Source organism: Acidicapsa dinghuensis (assembly GCF_025685685.1).
Lineage (GTDB): Bacteria > Acidobacteriota > Terriglobia > Terriglobales > Acidobacteriaceae > Acidicapsa > Acidicapsa dinghuensis.
The window spans coordinates 712,255-734,297 of record NZ_JAGSYH010000002.1; the positions used below are offsets into that span (position 1 = coordinate 712,255).

The following is a 22,043-nucleotide window of genomic DNA, read 5'->3' on the forward strand; positions in this document are numbered from 1 at the left end:
TTAGAACCAAGGCGATAGATCATGGTATGGTTTCCATCGTATGCCTTCGGCGCTCGATCCCGATTCTCTTTTGAGGCTCCTGGAGTCACCCCTCCACCGGCTTGACCAACAATTTGAGGAGCTTCCGGACGCAGTTTCTCCAGCGAATGAGCCCGCCGTGCAGAATGCAATGGCGAGTGTTCTGGAAGAGGTCGCCACGCGCATGGGCGATAACTATCCCTACTTCCATCCGCTCTATGCCGGGCAGATGTTGAAACCTCCGCATCCGGTGGCGCGCGCAGCCTACATGCTGGCGATGGCCATCAATCCGAATAACCATGCACGTGATGGCGGACGCGCCAGTTCGGAGATGGAAATTGAGGCGGTTGCCGAGATCGCGCGGATGTTCGGATGGGGTGAGCGCGGATTTCTGGGGCATCTGACTTCGAGTGGGACCTTCGCCAACCTGGAGGCTCTGTGGGTTGCCGGTCAGCTTGCGCCCGGAAAGCGGATTGTGGCGCAGGAGAATGCCCATTACACGCACAGCCGTATCAGTGCGGTGCTGCACCTTCCCTTCTCCAAAATTGCAGCCGACCGGCAAGGGCACATGGATCTAAATGCACTTGAGAATGAACTACGGCGCGGAGATGTGGGCACGGTGGTCGTTACGATGGGCACTACAGCGCTTGGAACGGTCGATCCACTGCCAGAGATTCTTGCGCTGCGGGATCGATATGGCTTCCGGGTACATCTGGACGCTGCCTATGGCGGTTATTTCCGACTGATCGCGGAGAATCTATCTCCTTCGGTACGAGCGGCTTACGAAGCGATGGGACACGCCGATTCGATAGTGGTCGATCCTCATAAACACGGACTGCAACCATATGGATGCGGCTGCGTGCTGTTTCGCGATCCTGCGGTTGGACTGCTCTACAAGCATGATTCTCCATATACATACTTCACATCCAATGAGTTACATCTAGGCGAGATCAGCCTGGAGTGCTCGCGGGCCGGCGCGGCCGCAGTGGCATTGTGGGCGACGCAAAGGCTGCTGCAGCTAGTGCCAGATGGCGAGTTTGCACGCGGTCTGACAGACGGGCGCAAAGCAGCCCTCGAGCTTGACCGGAGATTGCGGGAAGACGGGCGATTTGACCCATTCCCCATTCCTCCGGAATTGGATATTGTGGTCTGGCGGGTTCAGTCCGGCTCGGCCGAAGTGAGCTCAAAGCATGCTCAGGGAATTTTCGATGAGGCAGCCAAGCTGAATCTGCATTTGGCGCTAGTACAATTGCCCGGAGCGATGTTTAACGGAACCGTGTCCCCGGCGGCAAGCGAGCTGGCTGGTTCGCATGTTACCTGTTTGCGCTCGGTTTTGATGAAACCCGAGCATCGTGAGTGGCTTGAAGAAATTTGGCAACGGTTGGATGCAGCGGCGCATCGCATCCTTGACTCAACCGGGGTCTGAAGACTGAACTGGAGTCTGAACCCGACTCATTGGAGTCTAAATCCAGACTCAACCGGGTCTGAACCCAGGCAGGGGATGTAAGCATGGCAAGCTCGGTGGGTCCGATTGGCGATAACGCGGCTGCGGAGGAAAACGTTGTCATTTGCTCTGGCGGCTGTTCCGTCACCCTACTCCCCGCATTCGGCGGCAAGATCAGCTCTATAGAAGTAGACGGGCAGGAACTACTGCAGACTCCGCTGAACCCTTACAGCGCGCGCGGTCCTGAGACGGGCTTTGAGGAGAGTGACGCGGGTGGCTGGGATGAATGCGTCCCTACAGTTGCGGCGTGCAGGGTCGAGTATCCGGACGGGGAACTGCATGCTCCAGATCACGGTGATTTGTGGGGTATTCCGTGGCAGGTGCTTGAATCTGCAGCAGACTCGGCGACATTGCGCGCGCGCTGCACCTCGTTACCGCTGGAGCTAACCCGGTCATCGATTCTGACAGAAACCGATTCTGGATGGACGCTGCACTTGCTCTACACACTCGTGAATACCGGCAACGCGCGCGTGCCGTGGCTCTGGTCTGCGCATCCACTGTTTGCCGTTGACCCCGGAGACCGCGTGATCTTGCCAGAGGACGTTGCATCGGTGCGTGTCGAAGGTTCAATGGACGGGAAGCTGCGCGCAGGCCAGCAGATCTTATGGCCAGTGGCGGAGCAGACAGATGGCTCTCCAAGAGATTTGAGCGTAGCGCTCGATCCTGAAGCGAAAACAGGAGACAAGCTCTTCGCAGGACCGCTGCAGGATGGCTGGTGTGTCCTGGATCGCCGGCAATCAGGTCTTCGCCTGACGATGAGCTTTGAGAGTGCGATTACTCCGTGGCTTGGGCTTTGGCTTTGTTACGGAGGATGGCCAGAGCGGCCTGGGGCAAAACAAATATGTGTTGCCATCGAACCTACTACTGCTTCAACCGATTTGCTGGCCGCTGCCGGTGAATCGACGCGATGGCTGAGCCCCGGAGTCTCGGTTACGTGGCCTCTGGAGTTATGCATCGATCGAGTGACGAGGGAGACAGTCTAGGATAATTACAACTTTCTCTTCTCCAAAACCAAGAGCGGAAAACGTTTTAACCCTTTGAGGAACAAAATGCGATGAAGGACCCTGCCGCAGTTCGCACGTTGCACGAAACGAAATATGGATCTGGAGCAAAGGTCTTTGTCGCTCCCGGACGCGTGAATCTAATCGGCGAACATACCGATTATGCGGAAGGGTTTGTAATGCCGGCCGCCATCGATTTTGCAACTGTAGCGGCCATCACGTCACGTAACGACAGCAAGATCGTGATTTACTCCGAAAACTTCCACGAAGAGCGGGTATTCGATGCCGAATCGCTGCCTGCCACGAATACGGGCCACTGGAGTGATTATCCGCTAGGCGTGATGGTGTTGTTGCGCAGCGAAGGATTCACGGTGCCACCGTTGAGCATCACGTTCTGGGGCGATGTGCCGGTAGCATCAGGATTGAGTAGTTCGGCCTCTGTTGAAGTAGCAACCGCGTCGGCGATCCTTGGCCTCACCGGCGAAACGCTTCCGGGCCCGAAGCTCGCGCGATTGTGCCAGCGCTCAGAGAACGAATTCGTCGGCGCGAACTGCGGCATCATGGACCAGTTCATCTCAGCAATGGGCGAGAAGGATCATGCGCTGATGCTGGATTGCCGTGACCTGAGCTACCTGCTGGCGCCGATTCCACATGACATCGACCTTGTGATCGCCAACACCATGGTCAAGCATTCCGTAGCAGGCGAGGGGTATACAAGCCGAAGAGCGCAGGTAGAGGAAGCCTGCCGCATTCTTGCAACACATCGGCCTGAAATCAAATTCCTGCGTGACGCAACGATGGCCGATATGGATGCGTGGGGACATGAGATTCCACCGGTCTCATTTAAGCGCGCACGCCACGTCATCACGGAAAACGAGCGCACCGTCGCAGCCGCCAATGCGTTGATAAGCGGCGACATGAAGACGCTTGGCCGTCTGATGCACGAGGCACACGTAAGCTACAGCAAGGACTTTGAGGCAAGCTGTCCGGAAGCCGACATTATGGTTGATCTCGCGCAGGATCTGCCGGGGCTTATGGGCGCACGACTCACGGGCGGCGGTTTTGGCGGATGCACCATCAATCTGGTAGATAAGGCTCATTCAAAAGCCTTTGCACAGGCGTTGAAGTCCCATTACAAGAACGCGACAGGGATCGATCCTGAAATCCACATCTGTCACGCGTCACGCGGAGCGCATCCAATCGATTAACAGGGTCAGTTGTAGAGGGATCACTACTTTCTTTGCGAGTGTCAATGGGTAATGACAACTCACAAATCGCTCTGCAAAGAGGATTTGTACTACTATTTCGCTCCCGATGCTGTTTCATCTCATTGGACGCGAGATGACTGCACCATTGTGGGATGTGCGTTTCTGAGTACTTCGGTTACGCTCCCTACAGTCAGCCATCCGGACAGAATTCGCTATTCCTGAATTTTGTGTCTTGCTAAAATCGTTTGAGCTACCCGCTCGAAAGCAAGGCTTTCGGCAAAACCGGCCGATATTACAAAACAGGTCAGGAATTGAAGAACCAGGCCGGTTAGAGGTTGCGATTGTGTGGAAGGCAAGCTCTTCCACTCGCGATTCGGAGACAACCACATCATGTCCAACTCCTCTTACAGCAATTTCTCCTCATCCTCATCTGCGCGCCAAATCTCATACGAACCGTACATGCAAAGCGGCATCGTTGCGTATTTCTCGATGGAGATCGCCATCAATCCCAGCATGCCCACGTATTCAGGAGGCTTAGGGGTTCTGGCAGGTGACACGCTTCGTTCGGCAGCGGATCTTGGCGTTCCGCTGGTGGCCTTCACTCTGTTGCATCGCAAGGGTTACTTCCGCCAGCATCTGGATGCAAACGGAAAGCAATCGGAGGAAGCCCAGCCTTGGACAGTCGGCGACTTCTGCACCGAAGAAGCCCCGCGCGTAACCGTAAATATCGAAGATCGCATCGTCACGCTGCGCGCCTGGCGTTACGACATGGTAGGCCGGTCGGGGCATACGATTCAGATTTATCTGCTCGACTCCGACTTGCCCGAGAATACGAATTGGGACCGTAGCCTGACCGATCATCTCTATGGCGGTGATTCGAACTATCGCCTGCAACAGGAGATTATTCTCGGCATGGGTGGTGTACGCATGCTCAATGCGCTGGGCCATCGTGTAAACGTCTACCACATGAACGAAGGCCACGCCGCGTTGCTCACGCTTGCGCTGCTGGAAGCCCAGATGGGTGGCGGCCCGGCAAACAAAATCACAGAGCAGGACGTGAACATCGTGCGGCAGAAGTGTGTGTTTACAACGCATACTCCAGTGCCCGCTGGTCACGACCGCTTCGGCAAAGATCAGGCGATCCGCGTTCTCGGCAGCGACCGCTTTGGGCGGCTCGAATTGCTGGGCTGCTGCCATGAAAACATGCTCAACATGACTTACGTTGCACTGCGCTTCTCGCGCTATGTGAATGGCGTCGCGCTGCAGCATGGGAATGTCTCGCGTGAGATGTTCCCCGATTACGTGATTGATGCCATCACGAATGGCGTGCATGCGCCGACCTGGATTTCTGCTCCGTTTCAGGATCTGTTTGACAAGGGCATTGCTCACTGGCGGCGCGACAATCTATATCTGCGCAACACCATCGAGATTCCGACCAGCGAGGTGCTCGCTGCACACGCCCAGTCAAAGGAAACATTGCTTGCCGAGGTTGCATCGCGCACTGGACTGGTGCTGAACCCCAAGGTGTTGACGCTTGGCTTTGCACGACGTGCCGCAACATACAAGCGCGCCGATCTGCTCTTTACTGATCCGGAGCGTCTGTTGCAGATTGCGCAGGCTGCCGGTGGATTGCAGATCCTGTATGCAGGCAAGGCGCATCCGCAGGACGAGCCCGGCAAAGCGCTGATTCACAGCGTGATTGAGAAGGCGCAGAGGTACTCAGGCTCAGACCTGCGCGTTGTGTATCTCGAAAACTACGATTGGGAGCTTGGCGCGCTGCTCACCGCGGGCGTGGACGTTTGGGTGAACACGCCGCGGAGGCCGTATGAGGCCAGCGGCACCAGCGGCATGAAGGCCGCGTTGAATGGCGTGCCGAGCCTTTCAATCCTGGATGGATGGTGGATTGAAGGCTGCCTGGAAGGCTACACCGGCTGGGCCATCGAAGATGGCGAAGACGATGCTGCTGAAGCGAACTCACTCTACGAGAAGCTGGAAAACTCAATAGTCAAGCTCTATAACAAGTCGCCCGAAGCTTGGGGCGGCATTATGAAGACTACGATCGCCTACAACGGTTCGTTCTTTAACACCAATCGGATGGTCAAGCAGTACATTCGTAATGCTTACTATCCGGTGACGATGGTGGAAGAAGCGAACGTGGAGGAGCCTGCGGCTGTCGGCCGCTGATTACAGAACGACCCATCTGACAATTCACGATAAATAACATGCGCATCTGCGCGAAATCTCTAGCGAGATTCTGCGACGATGCGCATGCTTATGTCTGCGGCCTTTGCCGAGTGCGTAAGCGCACCTACAGAGATGAAATCAACACTCGCAAGCGCGTAGTCGCGGATGTTCTCAAGAACAATACCGCCTGAGGCTTCCGTCGGAATCCAGCGTTTGGGTTTCGCGCCCGGCTCCAGGGCTGCGCCTTCGGCTTCCGCCTCTGCCTGATGAATGCGCGCGACACACTTCTCTATCTGCGCAGGCGTCATGTTATCGAGCAGGATCGCTTCTGCTCCATTCGCCAGCGCCTCATCCAACTCCTGCATGGTGCGTACTTCAATCTGCACGCGCTGGCCGGGCTTGCGTCCTGCGAGTGCTTTCTGCAGCGTCTGCTTCACGCCGCCACCGAGGGCAATGTGGTTGTTCTTGATGAGAATGCCGTCGGAGAGATCGAGGCGGTGATTGGTGCCGCCGCCGCAGAGGACTGCGTATTTGTCCAGAGAGCGCAGGCCGGGCACCGTCTTGCGTGTATCGAGCACATGAGCCTTGGTACCGGCGAGAGCATCGGCATATTGGCGGGTGTTCGTTGCAATACCGCTGAGATGCTGCATGAGATTGAGAATGACGCGCTCGCAACTCAGCAACGCACGGGCATTGTGGCGAATGACAGCAAGGGTCTGGCCATTGCGTGCGCGCACGCCGTCGAAAATCTCAGGATGGCTGATCACCTCAAAGCGTGTCTGCGCCGAGGTACGTTTATCGAGCTTGCTAAAGATCTCGAGAAAACGCGGAATGCAGCCGAGGCCACAGACGACCAGATCCTGGCGCGCGATCACCGTGGCGGTGGCGCGCAGATCGGGATCGATGATGAGATTCGTGGTCGCGTCGCTGGCGGCCTTGTCTTCGACAAGAGCCAGTTCGAGAAGAGCGTCGATACGGTGATTTTTCCAGTCCACGTTGTTTATCGAACCACCTTGGGGGTTGAGTTGACTAGTCCTGACTCTTCGCGTTGAAACTGCTGTTTCTTACGCACGAGATAGCGATAGATAGCAGACTTGGCCTCATCGGTGACAAGGCCGGTAAGAGAGCAGAAGTGAGTTCCGTCACCACGGTAGAGATCAAGTGAGAATCGCTCTGGAACACCATGGAAATGTTCCGCGAGCGTGCTGACGATTCGCTCGCCAAGCTTATCCCAAAAACCACGTTTGGTATCTGATTCGCGATTGAGCAACTCAACCTGGCCAAAGTCTTCGTAACGCAGAAGTGCGACTTTGCCAAGTGAGTCTTTGAAAATGGCACCGTGCGAGGCAAGGAGAAAGAATCGGCGGAAGCTGCCGTCATATGCCAGATCGAAAATGGCATTTGGGTAATCGAAGAAACTCAGATGCTGGCTTACGACAGCGTCGGCTGATGGCGGGAGATCAGGTGGAACAAAACAGTTGGAAATGTTGGCGAAGAGCACCGAAGGCGCGATGGAGTTCCATTGGATACTCGGATTCGGCGCAGCTTCAGTTGCTTGCTCCTCCACGCTTTCAACATCGGCTGTAGCATCGTCGATCTCGGGCTCGTCCTGAGTTTCAGGATTATGCTCTGCCAGTTCACGATAGGCTGATTGAGCCTGCTTAAAATGCTCCTCTGCCTCATGCATTTTGCCTGGTTCACTGGCAAAGCGGTCAGGGTGCCAGGCCATTGCAGCGCGACGATAAGCCTGATGAATTGCTCGACGGGAAGCAGGGAATTTCTTCAGGCCCAGTGTGGCTCCATGAATGCGGCATTGGACACACGAGCAGGACATTCCCTACGCTTCCGGAGGTAAAGATGAGAGCGCGGCGCGAGCTTTTTCGAGAAGCTGCCGGTTCTCTTCGTATTGCTTTTTGAGGCCTTCAACAATGTTGGCCGGGGCCTTGGCGAGAAAGCTTTCGTTACCTAACTGCTTTTCTGCGGAGGCGAGATTCTTTTCGAGCTTGGCGATGTCTTTGGTTAGGCGGTCGCGTTCGGCTGCTACGTCGATGGTGCGCTCGTAGAGCACTGCCAAGTCGAAGTCTGGCGTCGAACGTTTGGTAAGCGAAGGAGAGATCTCGTCAACGAAACGAATCTCGCTCACGCGAGCAAGACGCTCAATGACGGCGCGATTTTCCTCTATCGTCGAGCTACTATCTGCACCAATACGCAACTCGATCGGCACTGTAGCCTTTTCTTCGACACCGCTTTCCTTGCGCAGCGCACGGACCTCGACAATGAGGTTTTGCAATTGCTCCATAGCCCTATCCGCCTGTTCGTCGAAGTCCGGATCCTCGGAAACGGGGAAAGGCATAAGCGCGATGGATTTGACCGGAGGCCGGTCTTGATAATACGCATGCCAAAGTTCTTCGGTAAGAAAAGGCAGGAATGGAGAAAGTAAGCGAAGTGCCGATTCAAATACGGTAAGAAGAACCAGCAAAGCCAAAAGCTTTTCCGGTCCATCTGGTTTGACGGGATCAAGCGGGAGCTTGATGATCTCGAGATACCAATCGCAAAAATCACCCCAGAAAAACTGGTATACGACGGATGCCGCATCGTCGAAGCGATAGCTTTCAAGCGCAGCATTGACACCGGCTGAAGCGCGATGCAGACGGGAAAGGATCCATCGATGCTCTAACGGGGATTGGGACTCGCTGGAAGCAGGTGCTTCGGGATTGGCGGGATAGCCCAGGAGCACGGAGTTGTGCCGGTCTACCTTCGTCAAATCGAAGCGGTGAGACATCGCGCCACCAGTTTGTTCAAGGTAGCGATCACGGGTCATGAAGATGAATCGCGCGGCGTTCCAGATCTTGTTGGCGAAAGCGCGATAGCCTTCGGTTCTGGCTACGTTAAACGCGATGTCGGTACCGGGTGAAGCCATCGAGGCCAGCGTGAAGCGCACGGCGTCGGTGCCGTACTGCTTAACGATCTCAATAGGATCGATAACGTTGCCTTTGGTCTTGGACATCTTCTCGCGGTTGGCGTCGCGCACCAGCGCGTGAATATAGACCTCGCGGAAGGGTACAGAGTCTTTCAGTGTCCGCTTCGATCCGTCGGCGAGCGGAACGTCCTGCGAGAACCAGCAATCGAGCATGACCATGCGCGCCACCCAGAAGAAGAGGATGTCGAAGCCGGTAACCAGCAGGCTTGTTGGGTAGAAGTTGTGAAAGTCCGCACTCGCAGTGCCGTCCGCGTCAGGCGCGAGGAATGGCCAGCCGAAAACGCTGACCGGCAGCAGGCCTGAAGAAAACCATGTATCGAGAACGTCGGTTTCCTGCGTGATCTCGGCGCTGCTGCAGTGTGTGCATGCGCTTGGATCGTGCGCGTCGCCGGGCTTGGGCACAGTAATCTGATGGCAGACTGCGCAGTGCCATGCCGGAATGCGATGGCCCCACCAGAGCTGGCGGCTGATGCACCAGTCGCGAATGTTCGTCATCCAGTTGAGATAGGTTTTCTCATACATGGATGGCGTGAAGCGCATGGGCTGCTGGCCGTATTCATTAGCTTGCACAGCGGCAATGGCGAGCTCGGCCATCGAAACATCGCGGCCCTCGGGACGCTTGTTGACAGCGACGAACCATTGCGTCGAGAGGCGCGGCTCGATCACGTCCTTGCTGCGGTCGCAGCGGCCAACCGAGAGCTTGTGATCGTGAATGGCTCCTAGCAGCCCTTCGGCAGCGAGGTCATCGACGATGCGCTTGCGCGCTTCGTAGCGATCAAGGCCATCATACGGACTGCCCGGCAGCGCAATGCGCGCGCGGTCGTCCATGACGTTGATGGACGGAAGATTGTGGCGCTGGCCGAGCGCGAAGTCGTTGGGGTCGTGTGCTGGCGTGACCTTGACCGCGCCGGTGCCGAAGTCGCGGCTGACCCAGGTGTCAAGCACAATCGGAATCTCGCGGCCAGTTAGCGGCAGAATCAGCCGTTTGCCATGCAGATGCGTGTAGCGCTCGTCGTCTGGATGAATAGCCACAGCCACGTCGCCCAGCATGGTTTCGGGGCGTGTCGTTGCAATCGTGAGATATTCGCCATTCGAATGTACGACCGGATAGCGGATCTCCCACAGCTTGCCGAGCATTTCTTCGTGGACAACTTCGAGGTCGCTGACGGCGGTCTGGCAGCCGGGGCACCAGTTGACGACGTACGCGCCACGATAGACCAGCCCCTCATGATAGAGGCGCGTGAAAGCTTCACGAACCGCAACCGACAGGCCTGCGTCCATGGTGAAGTATTCACGGCTCCAGTCGACCGAGGCGCCGAGACGCTTCATCTGGTCGAGGATGGCCTTGCCATACTGCTCGCGCCACTGCCAGACGCGTTTCTCGAAGGCCTCGCGGCCCAGTTGCTGGCGCGATGAGCCTTCGCTGGCAAGCTGCCGCTCAACCATCATCTGGGTGGCGATGCCGGCGTGGTCGGTGCCCGGAACCCAGAGGGCCTTTTCGCCGCGCATACGGTGCCAGCGGATGAGGATATCCATCTCCGTCTGGTTGAGCATGTGGCCCATGTGCAGGCGACCGGTGACGTTAGGCGGCGGCAGCAGGATAGTGAAGGCTTCCTGACCGTCTTTCTCAGTCGGTGTATCGACGGCAAAGAGGTTTTCGCGGACCCAGTATTCGGCCCATTTATCTTCAATGGCGGTGGGGTCGTAGGCTTTGGGCAGGTCGTGAGGCATGATCGTAAGGCGGCCACAGAGGTGTACGAAACGCAGGTATTTGCGCGCCGCAACGGGAGATTTTTCCGCTCAGGGCCAACTTTTCACGATAGCACAGCAACATGTTCCAGATGAGCCGCGCCCCATACGGCGAGGGCATTCAATGCCGGCCGAAGGGTTTCTCCATAGGAGCTTAACCGGTACTCGGACTGGAGCACTTTTTCGCCATAAACGCGCCGGGTAACTATATCGGCGCCCTCAAGCTGTCGGAGCTGTTCGGTCAGCACCTTGTGGCGGACACCTGGAATGGCGCGCCGTAATTCACCAAATCGGCGAGGCCCATCCTTGAGCTCCCGCAGAATCAGAGGCTTCCATTTGCCACCAATGACGTCAATGGCGGATTTGACCGGGCAATCCTCGATACGCATGAACGTAGTTTAGCGCCCCGCGATTCACACCATCACCCGGGCACAAAATTGTGCGTAATTGAGTGGTAAGCATGCCGCGCACTATAGATGGGTTAGCAGTTTGGAGTGGGCTGATGAAAATTGCAATTTTAGGGACGGGACACATCGGCAGTGCGCTGGCAGATCTATGGTTACGACACGGTCATTCGATCGTGCTTGGCGTTCGAGACAAAGGCAAAATTTCGGCTGCGGAGTCTTCGCATACAGGCGCAACTGCAAGCCTCGTGGCGGATGCCGCGCAGTATTGCGAAGTTGTTGTTCTGGCGGTGCCATGGGATGCGGCAGAATCTGTACTGCGGACAACAGGGGATCTTGCCGGAAAGGTTCTCATCGACACTACAAATCCTCTGAAGAAAGACCTGAGCGGACTAGAGAACCTCGGCGGCCGATCAGCTGCTGAGTTAGTACAGGAAGCGCAGCCGCAGGCACGGGTCGTCAAGGCATTCAACACAGTCGGAGCTCCGTTCCTTGGTCACGGTCAGGTGGGTGGCGCTGTGGCTGGCGGGTTCTACTGCAGTGACGACCTGGGAGCCAAGGCGATCACCGCCGGGCTTGTGGAACAGGCGGGGCTTTTTCCCACCGATTGCGGCGCTCTGCGTAACGCGCGTTATCTGGAAGCGATGGCGATGCTGTGGATCGACATGGCTTTCGGGTCGCGGCGCGGCCAGCGCTTCGCTTTCCATCTTCTGAATGATAATCAACCACTCAACTAAGAGCCCCAGTCCTTTACGAGGTCAACAATGGTCGTTGAATATATCCGTTATACGGTCACCGATGCGGCTCGGCGCCAGGAACTGGTAGCCGCGTACAAAGAGGCTCGGGCGAGTCTGGACGCAGCTCCGGAGTGCCTTGCCTACGAACTCACCGAATGCGAGGAAGATGAGATCTCTGCCGTGCTGCGCATCGAGTGGATCTCGACAGAGGCGCATATGCAGGGATTTCGCAAAGGACCGCATTTTTCTTCGTTCTTCAAGGCAATCGGCGGCTTCGTGAAAGAAATCACGGAGATGCGGCACTATACCCTCACCGAAATCCACCATCGCAAATAAGTTGATTCACAAAAACACATGCCGCCCGCGAAGGGCGGCATGTCGCGTACAGTTACCGTTTTAATTCGCAGCCAACTGCCGCAATACATACTGCAGAATGCCGCCGTGTTCGTAGTAGGCAATTTCCTGCGGGGTATCGATGCGGACCTGGGTTGCAATCAACTTAGTTACGCCGTCCGTGGAAGTGACCTTGACGTGCAGGGTCTTGCCGTCGGCAAATTTTGAGTCAAGCATGGCTTTGAGACCAGAGAAGTCGTAGGTCTCTTCGCCAGTGAGGCGGTGAGATTCGACGGACTCCCCGGGCAAGAACTGCAGCGGCAAAATGCCCATGCCGACAAGGTTGGAGCGGTGAATGCGCTCGAAGCTTTCGGCAATCACCGCGCGGATGCCAAGCAGTTTAGGACCCTTGGCAGCCCAGTCGCGCGATGACCCGGAGCCGTACTCCTTGCCTGCGAGAATGATCAACGGCACTCCACGCTCGGCGTACTTCACGCTGGCGTCATAGATCGACATCGTCTCGCCCTCAGGCAACAGGCGCGTGACGCCACCCTCAGTGCCGGGCGCAAGCTTGTTGCGCAGGCGCACATTGGCAAACGTACCGCGCACCATTACCTCATGATTGCCGCGGCGCGAACCGTAGCTGTTGAAGTCAGCTTTGGTGACGCCGTGGTCCGTGAGGTAAACGCCGGCAGGTCCGGCTGCTTTGATGGAACCGGCGGGCGAGATGTGATCCGTCGTGACGCTGTCGCCGAGAATGGCGAGCACACGAGCATTGGCAATGTCTTCGACAGGCGTGGGCTTAGATGTGATGCCGTCGAAGTAGGGAGCCTTGCGGATGTAGGTGGAATCACCTTCCCATCCGTAGGTGTCGCCAGAGGGAAACTTCAGCCCCTGCCAGTTTGCATCGCCGAGTGTGACGGTCGCGTATTCATGGGTAAAGCCTTCGCTGGTAACTCCGGCAGCGATGGCGTCGCTGACTTCTTTCTGCGAGGGCCAGATATCGGCAAGATAGACCGGCTGGCCTACTTCGTCGGTGCCGAGCGGCTCCTTGTCGAAGTCATGATCTATACGGCCGGCGATGGCGTACGCCACAACCAGCGGCGGCGACATGAGGTAGTTGGCGCGCACGTCGACGTTGACGCGGCCCTCGAAGTTGCGATTACCGCTGAGAACCGAGACTGCGACAAGACCGTGATCGTTGATGGAATCGGAAACGTCAGAAGGGAGCGGACCAGAGTTGCCGATGCAGGTGGTACAGCCGTAGCCGACGACATTGAAGCGCAGCTTTTCGAGATACGGCAGCAGGCCCGACTTCTGGTAGTAGTCAGTCACGACGCGGGAGCCGGGCGCGAGCGATGTCTTGACCCACGGCGGAACGCTGAGGCCCTTTTCAACCGCTTTCTTGGCAAGAATGCCCGCGGCGATCATGACCGAGGGGTTTGAAGTGTTGGTGCAGCTTGTGATCGCGGCAATGACAACTGAGCCGTGGTCAAGATAGTCATCCGGATTGACGCCGAAGCGGCCCTTCACCGTGCCGTTGTGACCATTACCCTGTGCGACGGCCTTTTCGAAGCCGCGATCGAGGCCTTCGTTCGTACCGGCGGCAACCGCTGAGACAAGCTCGCTGTCCTGGAAGGGTGTACCGGCGGCCCAGCGCAGAGCGGCGCGCTCGCCGAGGGGCTTGGCGGCAGGTCCAAGCAGGCTTGGAAGCTGCTTGCGGAAGCTTGCGCCTGCCTCGGAGAGCAGAACGCGATCCTGCGGGCGCTTGGGACCGGCGATACTGGGCTGGATAGTCGAAAGGTCTAGCTCGAGAGTCTGCGTATACATGGCTTCGGGCGAGTCGGCCGTGTGGAAGAGCCCCTGGGCCTTGTAGTAAGCCTCAACGAGCGCAATCTGCTCTTCGCTGCGGCCAGTGAGGCGCAGATAGCGGAGCGTTTCCTCATCTACCGGAAAGATGCCGCATGTCGCACCGTATTCGGGAGCCATGTTGCTGATGGTCGCGCGGTCGGCGAGGGGCAGTTCGCTGACGCCGGAGCCGTAGAACTCGACGAATTTGCCGACGACGCCAAGCTTGCGCAGCGCCTCGGTGACGGTAAGGACGAGGTCCGTGGCTGTTGCGCCCTCGCGCAGCTTGCCCGTGAGCCTGTAGCCCACCACCTGCGGAATGAGCATCGACACCGGCTGGCCAAGCATGGCTGCCTCGGCTTCGATGCCGCCGACACCCCAGCCAAGAACACCCAGGCCGTTGATCATGGTCGTGTGGCTGTCCGTGCCTACGAGCGTATCTGGATAGGCGATGGACTCACCGTTTTCATCCTTGGTGAAGACGACGCGCGCAAGGTATTCGAGGTTGACCTGATGACAGATACCCATGCCCGGCGGCACGGCTGAGAAGTTGCGGAAGGCCGTCTGGCCCCACTTCAAAAACGCATAGCGCTCGCGGTTGCGCTGAAACTCGAGCAGCGCGTTTGCATCATAAGCGCGAGGCGAGCCAAACTCATCCACCTGCACGCTGTGATCGATAACGAGCTCTGCCGGAACGAGCGGATTAATCTTTTCCGGATCGCCACCAAGAGTTTTCATCGCGTCGCGCATCGCGGCCAGATCGACGATGGCCGGGACACCGGTAAAATCCTGCATCAGCACGCGGGCGGGCATGTAGGCAATCTCGCGGCTCGGCTCGGCCTCGGCCTTCCACGTTGCGAGGAAACAGATATCGCCTGCGGTGACATTCACACCGTCTTCGCGGCGCAGCAGGTTTTCAAGCAGGATCTTGAGACTGAAGGGCAGACGGGCTAGATCGAAGCCTTGCGTGCCAACGGCGGGAAGGCTGAAGTAGGTATAGGTGCGCTTGCCGGATGCTGTCTGAACTTCGAGGGTCTTCCGGCTTTGGAAGGTGTTCATCTTCAGATGCCTTTCTAAGGTTGCAAATTCTAGCTGGCAGGTGCGCGTCTTCGCAGCGGGCTGCAACCGGAGGACCGCACGGTGCCGCTTCTGGTTGCGAAACGCATTAGCTGCGGGAAAGCTTGGACCGGCTACTGCCACGATCAACGCGGCCAAACCGGAAGCGCTTGGGCCGCCGGACGGGTGAAACGTAGCCGGCTTGGTAAATCTGGCTTGAAACAGCCTCGATAAGAAGAAATGCGGAGCACATACGACGCCAACATTTTAAGGCATTCCAGCAAGAGTTGGCTTGCGCGGCGCAGAGGGCTTTGAAACTCTAGCATCGCTACCAATTCATGAGAAAAGCTACTTCGCCGCACCTGGAGCAGGTGGTTGCGACGCATAGCCGGGTTGTCCTTTAAAAGGTCCATTGTTGTAGGTGATGATGAGCGTCTCTGCTACATCCACGGGCTGACCGTCGAGCTTGAATGGCTCATACTTCCAGCCACCTACACAATCCGAAGCCGCCTCGTTCAGATCAGGAGGCCCGCCAAATCCGCCCCCATTGCTCTTGACGCTGCCATCTTTGTGGATCACAACGGGTACCATGATGATGCCGCTCTCGTGATTAGTCTGAGCCGACATCGGATACTCGCACTCGCTAATGTGCGTCGATACCAATGGCGCATCGGTAGCCATGTGGTTGTAGGGCTCAGGCACTGTCTTTCCAGATGGAGCGACCTGCGCCTGATCTCCCGACGCCAACGGCTCCAGTGTGGTGATTTCAGCAGCAACATCCTGCTTGCCACCGTAGTTCACATCCATCTTTGTTGCCACCGATCGATTACCAAGCGGTTTGAAATTGGCGTACGTGGTCAACCGGTAGGTCGTCTTGACGTAACGCAACGTCGAGTCTGTCTCATCGAAACACATCGTTGGGTAGAGCAGATCTGGATCGACTTTGCCGGCCAGTGAGGCTGCATTGCCGACTGTGAGACAGTCGAGCGTGAGGCCGCCGAAGGTTCCAGCTTGATTATTGAGATCCGCATTGGAGCCATAGTTGACCAGGTAGTACAGGGGATTTGTCAGAGGTGTTGCCACACGCGCATCGAGCATCACGAAGTTCAGCTTAGCGCCCTTGGTCATGACGGCGTCGCCATGCTTCAGGCTCCACTCGCTACCGGCCTGCTTCTTTTCCGTGTAGACGCGATGCCAGGTCCAGGGTCCGGAGGCCCATTCTTCCAGCGTGCCGGATTCTGACTCATTGCCGCGGTCGTAGAGTGTGTAATTGGCCTTGATATGGAATCCAGGTCCGTTGGCAGCGGTGAGTCCGGTGATGGCCACTCCTTTGTCGAGAATGGAGCGCGGTGTTGCCTGTCCATGAAGAAAGGCGGTGGCCAGGCAAAATGCGATCGATGAAAAGACGAAGGGGACGGCACGCCTCATAAATTGCATGTTGGAAAGGCTCCTCGTAAGCGAAGAAAAGTGTATAACAACGAGCCCGCTGAACGCGCTATCAAACCCTCTACACAATCGTTTTATCTCGGCTGCAGCAAAACGCTGCCCATCCTCCTTCAGATAGAGCCGGACGGGCAGCGAATGACAGGTTAGGCCTTCCCGAGAGCAGCTCGGATAAAGATCATCAGCTCCGGTTTGGGCATGTTCTTTTCGGCTTCTGGCGAGACCGTACCAGAAGGCCAGTTGGCGCGATCGGCGTAGAGCTTATTCAACCCTTCAAGCACCGCCGGATTGCCGCCGGTGAAACCTTCCACCAGCTTCATCCAACGTGCCGCAAGCGCTTTGCCTTCGTCGCTAACGGGTTCGACGTTGCGGTCGATAGCGCTCTGCACATCGGCGTACATCTGCTGCCAATCGGCAGTGACCTTGGCCTGCATCTCTGGATTCCAGAGTGGCCGGCGCTCTTCGATTGCCTGTTGCGCTTCGGGCGAATAGTACTTCTGTGTCCAGTCTTGTGTTTCCTGCATGTGAATCTCCTCAAGGATGGTCTGGTAGAGGGACCAATCGGGCTTGTCGTTCTTCTTCATCGCAGTGCTTGCGCGGTCGATCGCGTGCAAGACGCGGTCGATACCGTCGCGCCGCTGGCGCAGAACAGAGGCCTGGCGAGCGAGCGTTGCCGCGAGATCCTGTTCCGGAAGCTGAGCTCCGGTGGCGAGCAGGTCGGCAATTTCTCGCAATGAGATGCCCAGGTAGCGCAAGAAGAGAATGCGCTCAAGCTGGGCCAGATCTTCCATGCGATAGAGCCGGTAGCCGTTCGCAGAGCGGAGCGTGGGCGAAAGCAGTCCTATCCGGTCGTAGTGATGCAGCGTTCGGACAGTAACGTTGGCAAGTTTGGCGAATTGCTGGATACGGAGCATGACCTGGTGTTCCTCTACTGAAGAGGAGTCTGCGTTATGACGTTACGTCAGGGTCAAGCGATAAAGCAAAGAAATCTCCGGTTCAGTGGATGTTGTACTGGAACCGGAAGCGAAGCTGCAGGTACGGACCGTGGAACTCTCGCGGCAACGGCGGGTAGTCGGCGCCTTCGATAGATCCCCAGGCCGCGCGGTCAAGAGCTACGTCGCCGGAGCGCCCGGTCAGGGTCATCGAATGCGCCTGCACGCGCCCATTGGGCAGAATAGTGAAGACTATTTCGCACTGGCCGCGCTTCAGGATGGGTGGATTGACCTCTTCGGGAATCAGCGGATCCCAGGTGCGGTACGTCTCGCGAATCACTTTTTGCAGATATGGGTTGAAATCAACGCCCTGTGTATCGGAAAGCACCTGAACGCCGCCGTCCGCGCCGCTGTGCTGATTGAGTGAGGGGCCGCTTAATTGCCCACTATCACCTGGACGCATGGAGTCGCGCATCGCCTGGCGGAGCTGATCGGCTGGATTCTGTGAGCCGAGCGAGAAATTCGGCTTGGCCGGCACCGGCGCAGGACGCGGAGCTTCCGGGGTAATCTGCTGACTGGGCTGCGGCATCGGTGGAGGCGGAGTTACCGCAGCCTGCTGCTGTGGCTGGGGTTGTGGTTGCGGAAGAGGTGCAGATTGTTGCTGCTTTACTTCCGGCGCAGGCTCCTTGGGCTTCGGCTGCGCCTTTTCCATCGCCTTCAGTGCATCAAGTGTCTTTTTATCGACCATCGCCTCGTTTGGCTTAAGTGCCGGAGGCTTCGGTTTTAATTTCTGCGCCTGCTTGATCGCATCGGGAAGCTCGTCCAGGTATGTCAGGTCCTTACGGTTGCGAATCGCCTGAATCGGATCGATAAGCTGCACCTGATGAAAGACATAGCGCGGAATATACGCAATCCCCAGGAAAAGCAGGAAGTGCAGAATGATGGAGATCCATATGCCTTCGCGGATGCGCTGCCAGCGGCGCTCATCTTCGTACTGGGAGATCTTCTCCAGCAGTTCGTGGGTGTCGTAATCCACCCAACGTGAGCTCGAATAGCCATCTTTGTCGCGCGAATTTCCCCGCCCGGCTGCCTCGGCTTCTGAGCGGTCGCTTTCTGTGGGCTCCGGTTCTGCGAGCGCAACCCCAGTAGGCATAGAGTCGTCATGTTCACGATGCGAGGAAGGCGAATTCGAAGGCGGCTGGTTGGTTGGCATCACTTTAGGTACATGAAAAGCGGGTGGGCTGCGATGACCGTAGCTTCACCGGAACGCTCTTCAATCCAAAAATCTCCCGGTCTTCCGTTTATTCTCTCATTCTCTGGAATTAGGGCCAACCCGGACTTTATCGCTATCGGCGCTTGTAGTTGCCCAGCGTCGACGACGAAACCCCACACCGTAGAATGGCATCAGTCTAAAAGACGTGTCCTAGAAGACGTGTCAAAGTCCGGCGCAGGACTCAGCCGATTAGACGAGTTCTGACCATGGTTGTTACAGCACAACAGGTAAGAAACACAGAATCAAGCTGATCGCGCAGAAATATGTTTGAAGAGATCGAGAGATTCCTGATTGAAACAACTGATTGTAAAGTGGATGTCCCGCTGGAACCTGGTGATCGTGCCGGCACTCATCAAGATGGGTTTCTGGGGCGTCGGCCTGATCGCCCTGGCCGATTCCAGCACCATTCCGGTCCCGATGGACGCGCTGCTGGCCGTCATGGTCTGGGAGAACAAGTCCCATTTCTTCATCTACTGCCTCGCCGGAGCCGCAGGATCGGCAATCGGTGGCCTGCTTCCCTATGGACTAGGCCGCGCTGGCGGCGAGCTTTTTTTGCTCAAACGTGTAAACCGTCAGCGCTTTGAGAGCATGCGCGACAAATTTGAGCGGCAGGAATTTCTGGCGGTCCTGGTGCCGAGCATGCTGCCCCCGCCGACTCCCTGGAAGGCCTTTGTTTTTGCTGCGGGTGTCTTTGAAATGCGGGTCTGGTCATTTGTGCTCGCAGTCTTCTGCGGTCGGATGATCCGTTGGACAGTCCTGTCACTACTGGTGATGAAGCTGGGACCTGGCGCTGTTTCGCTGATGCAGAAGCTGATCAGCCAACATCTGATCCTCTTCCTGACATGTCTCGTTTTGCTGCTTACAGCGATTGCGGTCTGGGCGGTACTGAAATTTCGGCGCAAGGGCGCTGCACAAACTAACGCAGCGGATTCGTAAACAGCCGAGGTTATCGCCGGCCCTATGCGGTCAGGAGAATTGATACCTCGCTTCCGGGATGTAATTCCTCGCAATCCGAGGGAAGTACCAGCAGGCAGTTGGAGCGGGCATAGGCGGCCAGATCGCCCGAGCCATGCCATGGAACAAGCTCTACCTGTGGATTCAGACTGAAGTCGCAACGCGCCGGCAGAAAACGTGTGAGACCGGGCTTTCCGCGCCATTCGCTAGCGTAATGTGCCGCGGCAAAGCGAGGCACTGCGGCAGTGTTTCCTCCCAGCGCAGCCAACACCGGTGCAGCGAACAGATGAAAGGTTGCTGCGCTGGATATAGGGTTGCCCGGAAGCGCAAGAAACGGAACCATGCGTCCAGACTGGGGTAGTGGAACCTCGCCAACGACAACCGGCTTGCCGGGCTGCATCGCAACACCTGCGAACAGGATTCGTGCCCCTGCACGTTCCAACCCGCCCCTGCTGAAGTCAAAGCGACCAGCCGAAATGCCGCCAGTGAGCAACAACAAGTCGGGATGTTGGTGAAAAGCCGATGCCAACGCGGCATCGACCGCTGCTTCCTCATCACGAACTACCGGCAAAATGAGTGGCTGCCCACCCGCAGACGCGACGAGAGCGGCCAGCATCGGCGAATTGGAGTTGCGAATTTGGCTAAGTGCCGGTGTCTCTGCCACGGCAACGAGTTCGTCGCCCGAAGAAAGAATAGCTACGACCGGCATGCGAAACACGGTCAACTCCGGATAGCCGCATTGTGCGGCAAGCGCGATATGCTGCGCTTCCAGACGTGTACCGCGCGGGATCACGAGTTCACCAGTGCGCGCTTCCGCTCCGGCCGGAACAATATTTTCTCCCTCGGCAATCTGGCGCGGCTCGCGCATGCGCACCGTGTTCCCGATCCGCTCGGAGTGCTCCACCATAAACACTGCATCCAGTCCATCCGGAACTGGAGCGCCCGTCATAATCTCCCATGCTTCTCCCGGCCTGGCTTTACTACTAGCTATTTCACCCGCCCGAACCTGACCGGCTACATGAAGCGGCTGATATGTATTGGCATCTGCGGCGCGACAGGCAAATCCGTCACGCGTCGATCGCGGAAACGGGGGCTGGTCGCGATCAGCGCGGATCTCCTGCGCAAGCACACGGCCAGCTACGTCCAGAAGAGAAACGGCCTCGGTAACAGCAGGCGAGGGCAATTGCCCGATGTAACGGCAAATCTCTTCCGCAGCCTCGGCATAACTCAGCAAAGTCTCTGCCATGACCTGAATTGTAGCCTCCGCCAAACACACAAAAGCCGCTGCTCAGGTGAGCAACGGCTTCGGCGCATTTCGTATTGCAGCTTATTTCTTGGCCTTGTACTTGGTTTCTACCTTCTCATTGCTCTGCGCCAGGATTCCCTTCACGTCATTGGCGAACTGGCCGTTAGGGGCAAGATCCAAGTATTTCTGGTAGGCCTCCGCGCATCCGGGGGGCAGTATGATCTTGTTGGTCTTGGAGTCCATGGTTGCCTTGCCGATGAGCGCCTGGCCCTTGAGATAGTAGGCAATGGCGTTATTTGGATCGGCCGCGATTGCCTTGTCCGCAGCAGCGCCCTGCGCATCAGCGTTGCCCGCCTGCGAAAAGACGATAGTTTCGTTGGAGTAGTAGAAACCAGCCTTTGCCGGATTCGCCTTGGCTGCCGCATCGTAGTCGGTCTGTGCCTCGTCAGCCTTATTGTTGCGCGCAGCCGCTTCGCCCATGCCGGCATCGGCTCCGCCCAACAACTCAGGATTGGGCTTCTTGGAGGCCGTTCCCAGATCCACTGCCTTCTTGAAGCTCGTGGTCGCATCATCCCACTTCTTCAGGCCAAGCTGCGAATTGCCCAGTTCGTACCAGAGTAGTTCGCTGTCCGGCTTAAGCGCTGTGTCCTTGAGCATCAAGGCCTCAGCCTCGTCGTACTTCTTATCCTTGTTGTTCTGGCGCGCTGTCGCAAGGTCCGCGTTCAGGTTCTTGATCACCGCGTTGTTCTTCATGACGTCGGCGTTCTTCTTCTTGAACTCTTCGACTTGCTTGCGCTGGTCCGGAGTCATTCTGGCGAGGAATTCGGCGCGCGACATATCGTCGTCCTGTGCCGTGTCCTGCCCCGCAGTGATCTTCACGTTCTCGATCTGATCAACCACCTTATCGGGCGGCGTGTCGGGAAGACGCAGGGTCATCAGGTACGTTCCGGGTGCGATTCCATCACCTGTAAAATCGCCGCTTGCATTGACCGGGAAGCTGTACTTCGCCGTTTTACCGTTATCGGTTGACAGGCCAATGGTGGCCGGTCCCTTAGGCTGACCAGTCGGGTCTGTCACGTGCCCGTGAATTTTGCCGGTAGGCTCCTGGGCAATAGCCATCGACGCAGAGATCAAAAGCGCTCCGGCGAGAGGAAACAACGAACTTAGCTTCAT

General features: G+C 57.2%; 17 protein-coding genes. 7 read left to right on the forward strand and 10 right to left on the reverse strand.

Annotation, left to right across the window (positions count from 1 at the left end):
- Window positions 1-169: 169 nt before the first annotated feature.
- The 4 genes from OHL22_RS06600 to glgP all read left to right on the forward strand — a co-directional run bounded on the left by OHL22_RS06600 (window position 170) and on the right by glgP (window position 5,915).
- Complete coding sequence (locus OHL22_RS06600; RefSeq protein WP_263334600.1) at window positions 170-1,444, forward strand: pyridoxal phosphate-dependent decarboxylase family protein; 1,275 nt, start codon at window positions 170-172, stop codon at window positions 1,442-1,444.
- A gap of 83 nt (window positions 1,445-1,527) precedes the next feature.
- Window positions 1,528-2,505 (forward strand): aldose epimerase family protein, encoded by a 978-nt coding sequence (locus OHL22_RS06605; protein ID WP_263334602.1) that lies wholly within the window; start codon window positions 1,528-1,530, stop codon window positions 2,503-2,505.
- 71 nt (window positions 2,506-2,576) lie between these two features.
- Complete coding sequence (gene galK, locus OHL22_RS06610) at window positions 2,577-3,731, forward strand: galactokinase (protein ID WP_263334604.1); 1,155 nt, start codon at window positions 2,577-2,579, stop codon at window positions 3,729-3,731.
- A 390-nt stretch (window positions 3,732-4,121) separates the two neighbouring features.
- Window positions 4,122-5,915 (forward strand): alpha-glucan family phosphorylase, encoded by a 1,794-nt coding sequence (gene glgP / locus OHL22_RS06615; protein ID WP_263334607.1) that lies wholly within the window; start codon window positions 4,122-4,124, stop codon window positions 5,913-5,915.
- 59 nt (window positions 5,916-5,974) lie between these two features.
- Here glgP and nadC read toward each other — a convergent pair whose 3' ends face one another.
- From nadC to OHL22_RS06635, 4 genes are all read right to left on the reverse strand, one after another.
- Complete coding sequence (gene nadC, locus OHL22_RS06620; protein WP_263334610.1) at window positions 5,975-6,910, reverse strand: carboxylating nicotinate-nucleotide diphosphorylase; 936 nt, start codon at window positions 6,908-6,910, stop codon at window positions 5,975-5,977.
- A gap of 5 nt (window positions 6,911-6,915) precedes the next feature.
- Window positions 6,916-7,749 carry a J domain-containing protein gene (locus OHL22_RS06625; protein ID WP_263334612.1) on the reverse strand — a complete coding sequence of 278 codons (834 nt, stop codon included), beginning with the start codon at window positions 7,747-7,749 and terminating at the stop codon, window positions 6,916-6,918.
- 3 nt (window positions 7,750-7,752) lie between these two features.
- Window positions 7,753-10,626 (reverse strand): valine--tRNA ligase, encoded by a 2,874-nt coding sequence (locus tag OHL22_RS06630; protein ID WP_263334615.1) that lies wholly within the window; start codon window positions 10,624-10,626, stop codon window positions 7,753-7,755.
- An 83-nt stretch (window positions 10,627-10,709) separates the two neighbouring features.
- Window positions 10,710-11,033: a winged helix-turn-helix transcriptional regulator gene (locus OHL22_RS06635; protein WP_263334618.1), complete on the reverse strand. Its 324-nt coding sequence runs from the start codon at window positions 11,031-11,033 to the stop codon at window positions 10,710-10,712.
- A 113-nt stretch (window positions 11,034-11,146) separates the two neighbouring features.
- Between OHL22_RS06635 and OHL22_RS06640 the strand changes: the two genes are divergently transcribed.
- Window positions 11,147-11,785, forward strand: coding sequence for an NADPH-dependent F420 reductase (locus OHL22_RS06640; protein ID WP_263334620.1), 639 nt, complete (start codon window positions 11,147-11,149; stop codon window positions 11,783-11,785).
- 27 nt (window positions 11,786-11,812) lie between these two features.
- On the forward strand, window positions 11,813-12,121 hold the full coding sequence (locus OHL22_RS06645; protein WP_263334622.1) for a putative quinol monooxygenase: 309 nt from the start codon (window positions 11,813-11,815) through the stop codon (window positions 12,119-12,121).
- A gap of 60 nt (window positions 12,122-12,181) precedes the next feature.
- Here OHL22_RS06645 and acnA read toward each other — a convergent pair whose 3' ends face one another.
- The 4 genes from acnA to OHL22_RS06665 all read right to left on the reverse strand — a co-directional run bounded on the left by acnA (window position 12,182) and on the right by OHL22_RS06665 (window position 18,550).
- Window positions 12,182-15,025 (reverse strand): aconitate hydratase, encoded by a 2,844-nt coding sequence (gene acnA, locus OHL22_RS06650; protein ID WP_263334624.1) that lies wholly within the window; start codon window positions 15,023-15,025, stop codon window positions 12,182-12,184.
- Window positions 15,026-15,370: 345 nt separating this feature from the next.
- On the reverse strand, window positions 15,371-16,459 hold the full coding sequence (locus OHL22_RS06655; RefSeq protein ID WP_263334626.1) for an energy transducer TonB: 1,089 nt from the start codon (window positions 16,457-16,459) through the stop codon (window positions 15,371-15,373).
- 152 nt (window positions 16,460-16,611) lie between these two features.
- Entirely contained in the window at window positions 16,612-17,379 is a 768-nt protein-coding gene (locus OHL22_RS06660; RefSeq protein ID WP_263334629.1) for a MerR family transcriptional regulator, read from the reverse strand.
- An 82-nt stretch (window positions 17,380-17,461) separates the two neighbouring features.
- Window positions 17,462-18,550: an energy transducer TonB gene (locus OHL22_RS06665; RefSeq protein WP_263334630.1), complete on the reverse strand. Its 1,089-nt coding sequence runs from the start codon at window positions 18,548-18,550 to the stop codon at window positions 17,462-17,464.
- A gap of 411 nt (window positions 18,551-18,961) precedes the next feature.
- Between OHL22_RS06665 and OHL22_RS06670 the strand changes: the two genes are divergently transcribed.
- The gene (locus tag OHL22_RS06670) at window positions 18,962-19,606 is read left to right on the forward strand and encodes a YqaA family protein (protein ID WP_263334632.1); all 645 of its coding nucleotides are present in this window, start codon (window positions 18,962-18,964) and stop codon (window positions 19,604-19,606) included.
- Between the two features lie 22 nt (window positions 19,607-19,628).
- Here OHL22_RS06670 and OHL22_RS06675 read toward each other — a convergent pair whose 3' ends face one another.
- Window positions 19,629-20,870: a molybdopterin molybdotransferase MoeA gene (locus OHL22_RS06675; protein ID WP_263334634.1), complete on the reverse strand. Its 1,242-nt coding sequence runs from the start codon at window positions 20,868-20,870 to the stop codon at window positions 19,629-19,631.
- 81 nt (window positions 20,871-20,951) lie between these two features.
- Window positions 20,952-22,043: a carboxypeptidase regulatory-like domain-containing protein gene (locus OHL22_RS06680; protein WP_263334636.1), complete on the reverse strand. Its 1,092-nt coding sequence runs from the start codon at window positions 22,041-22,043 to the stop codon at window positions 20,952-20,954.

What these genes read in the sequence shown, in the direction of transcription:
- OHL22_RS06600 (WP_263334600.1), top strand. Translation starts at nt 170, where the DNA reads ATGGCGAGTGTTCTGGAAGAGGTCGCCACGCGCATGGGCGATAACTAT.
- OHL22_RS06605 (WP_263334602.1), top strand. Translation starts at nt 1,528, where the DNA reads ATGGCAAGCTCGGTGGGTCCGATTGGCGATAACGCGGCTGCGGAGGAA.
- galK (WP_263334604.1), top strand. Translation starts at nt 2,577, where the DNA reads ATGAAGGACCCTGCCGCAGTTCGCACGTTGCACGAAACGAAATATGGA.
- glgP (WP_263334607.1), top strand. Translation starts at nt 4,122, where the DNA reads ATGTCCAACTCCTCTTACAGCAATTTCTCCTCATCCTCATCTGCGCGC.
- OHL22_RS06625 (WP_263334612.1), bottom strand. Translation starts at nt 7,749, where the DNA reads ATGTCCTGCTCGTGTGTCCAATGCCGCATTCATGGAGCCACACTGGGC.
- OHL22_RS06630 (WP_263334615.1), bottom strand. Translation starts at nt 10,626, where the DNA reads ATGCCTCACGACCTGCCCAAAGCCTACGACCCCACCGCCATTGAAGAT.
- OHL22_RS06635 (WP_263334618.1), bottom strand. Translation starts at nt 11,033, where the DNA reads ATGCGTATCGAGGATTGCCCGGTCAAATCCGCCATTGACGTCATTGGT.
- OHL22_RS06640 (WP_263334620.1), top strand. Translation starts at nt 11,147, where the DNA reads ATGAAAATTGCAATTTTAGGGACGGGACACATCGGCAGTGCGCTGGCA.
- OHL22_RS06645 (WP_263334622.1), top strand. Translation starts at nt 11,813, where the DNA reads ATGGTCGTTGAATATATCCGTTATACGGTCACCGATGCGGCTCGGCGC.
- acnA (WP_263334624.1), bottom strand. Translation starts at nt 15,025, where the DNA reads ATGAACACCTTCCAAAGCCGGAAGACCCTCGAAGTTCAGACAGCATCC.
- OHL22_RS06655 (WP_263334626.1), bottom strand. Translation starts at nt 16,459, where the DNA reads ATGCAATTTATGAGGCGTGCCGTCCCCTTCGTCTTTTCATCGATCGCA.
- OHL22_RS06660 (WP_263334629.1), bottom strand. Translation starts at nt 17,379, where the DNA reads ATGCTCCGTATCCAGCAATTCGCCAAACTTGCCAACGTTACTGTCCGA.
- OHL22_RS06665 (WP_263334630.1), bottom strand. Translation starts at nt 18,550, where the DNA reads ATGCCTACTGGGGTTGCGCTCGCAGAACCGGAGCCCACAGAAAGCGAC.
- OHL22_RS06675 (WP_263334634.1), bottom strand. Translation starts at nt 20,870, where the DNA reads ATGGCAGAGACTTTGCTGAGTTATGCCGAGGCTGCGGAAGAGATTTGC.
- OHL22_RS06680 (WP_263334636.1), bottom strand. Translation starts at nt 22,043, where the DNA reads ATGAAGCTAAGTTCGTTGTTTCCTCTCGCCGGAGCGCTTTTGATCTCT.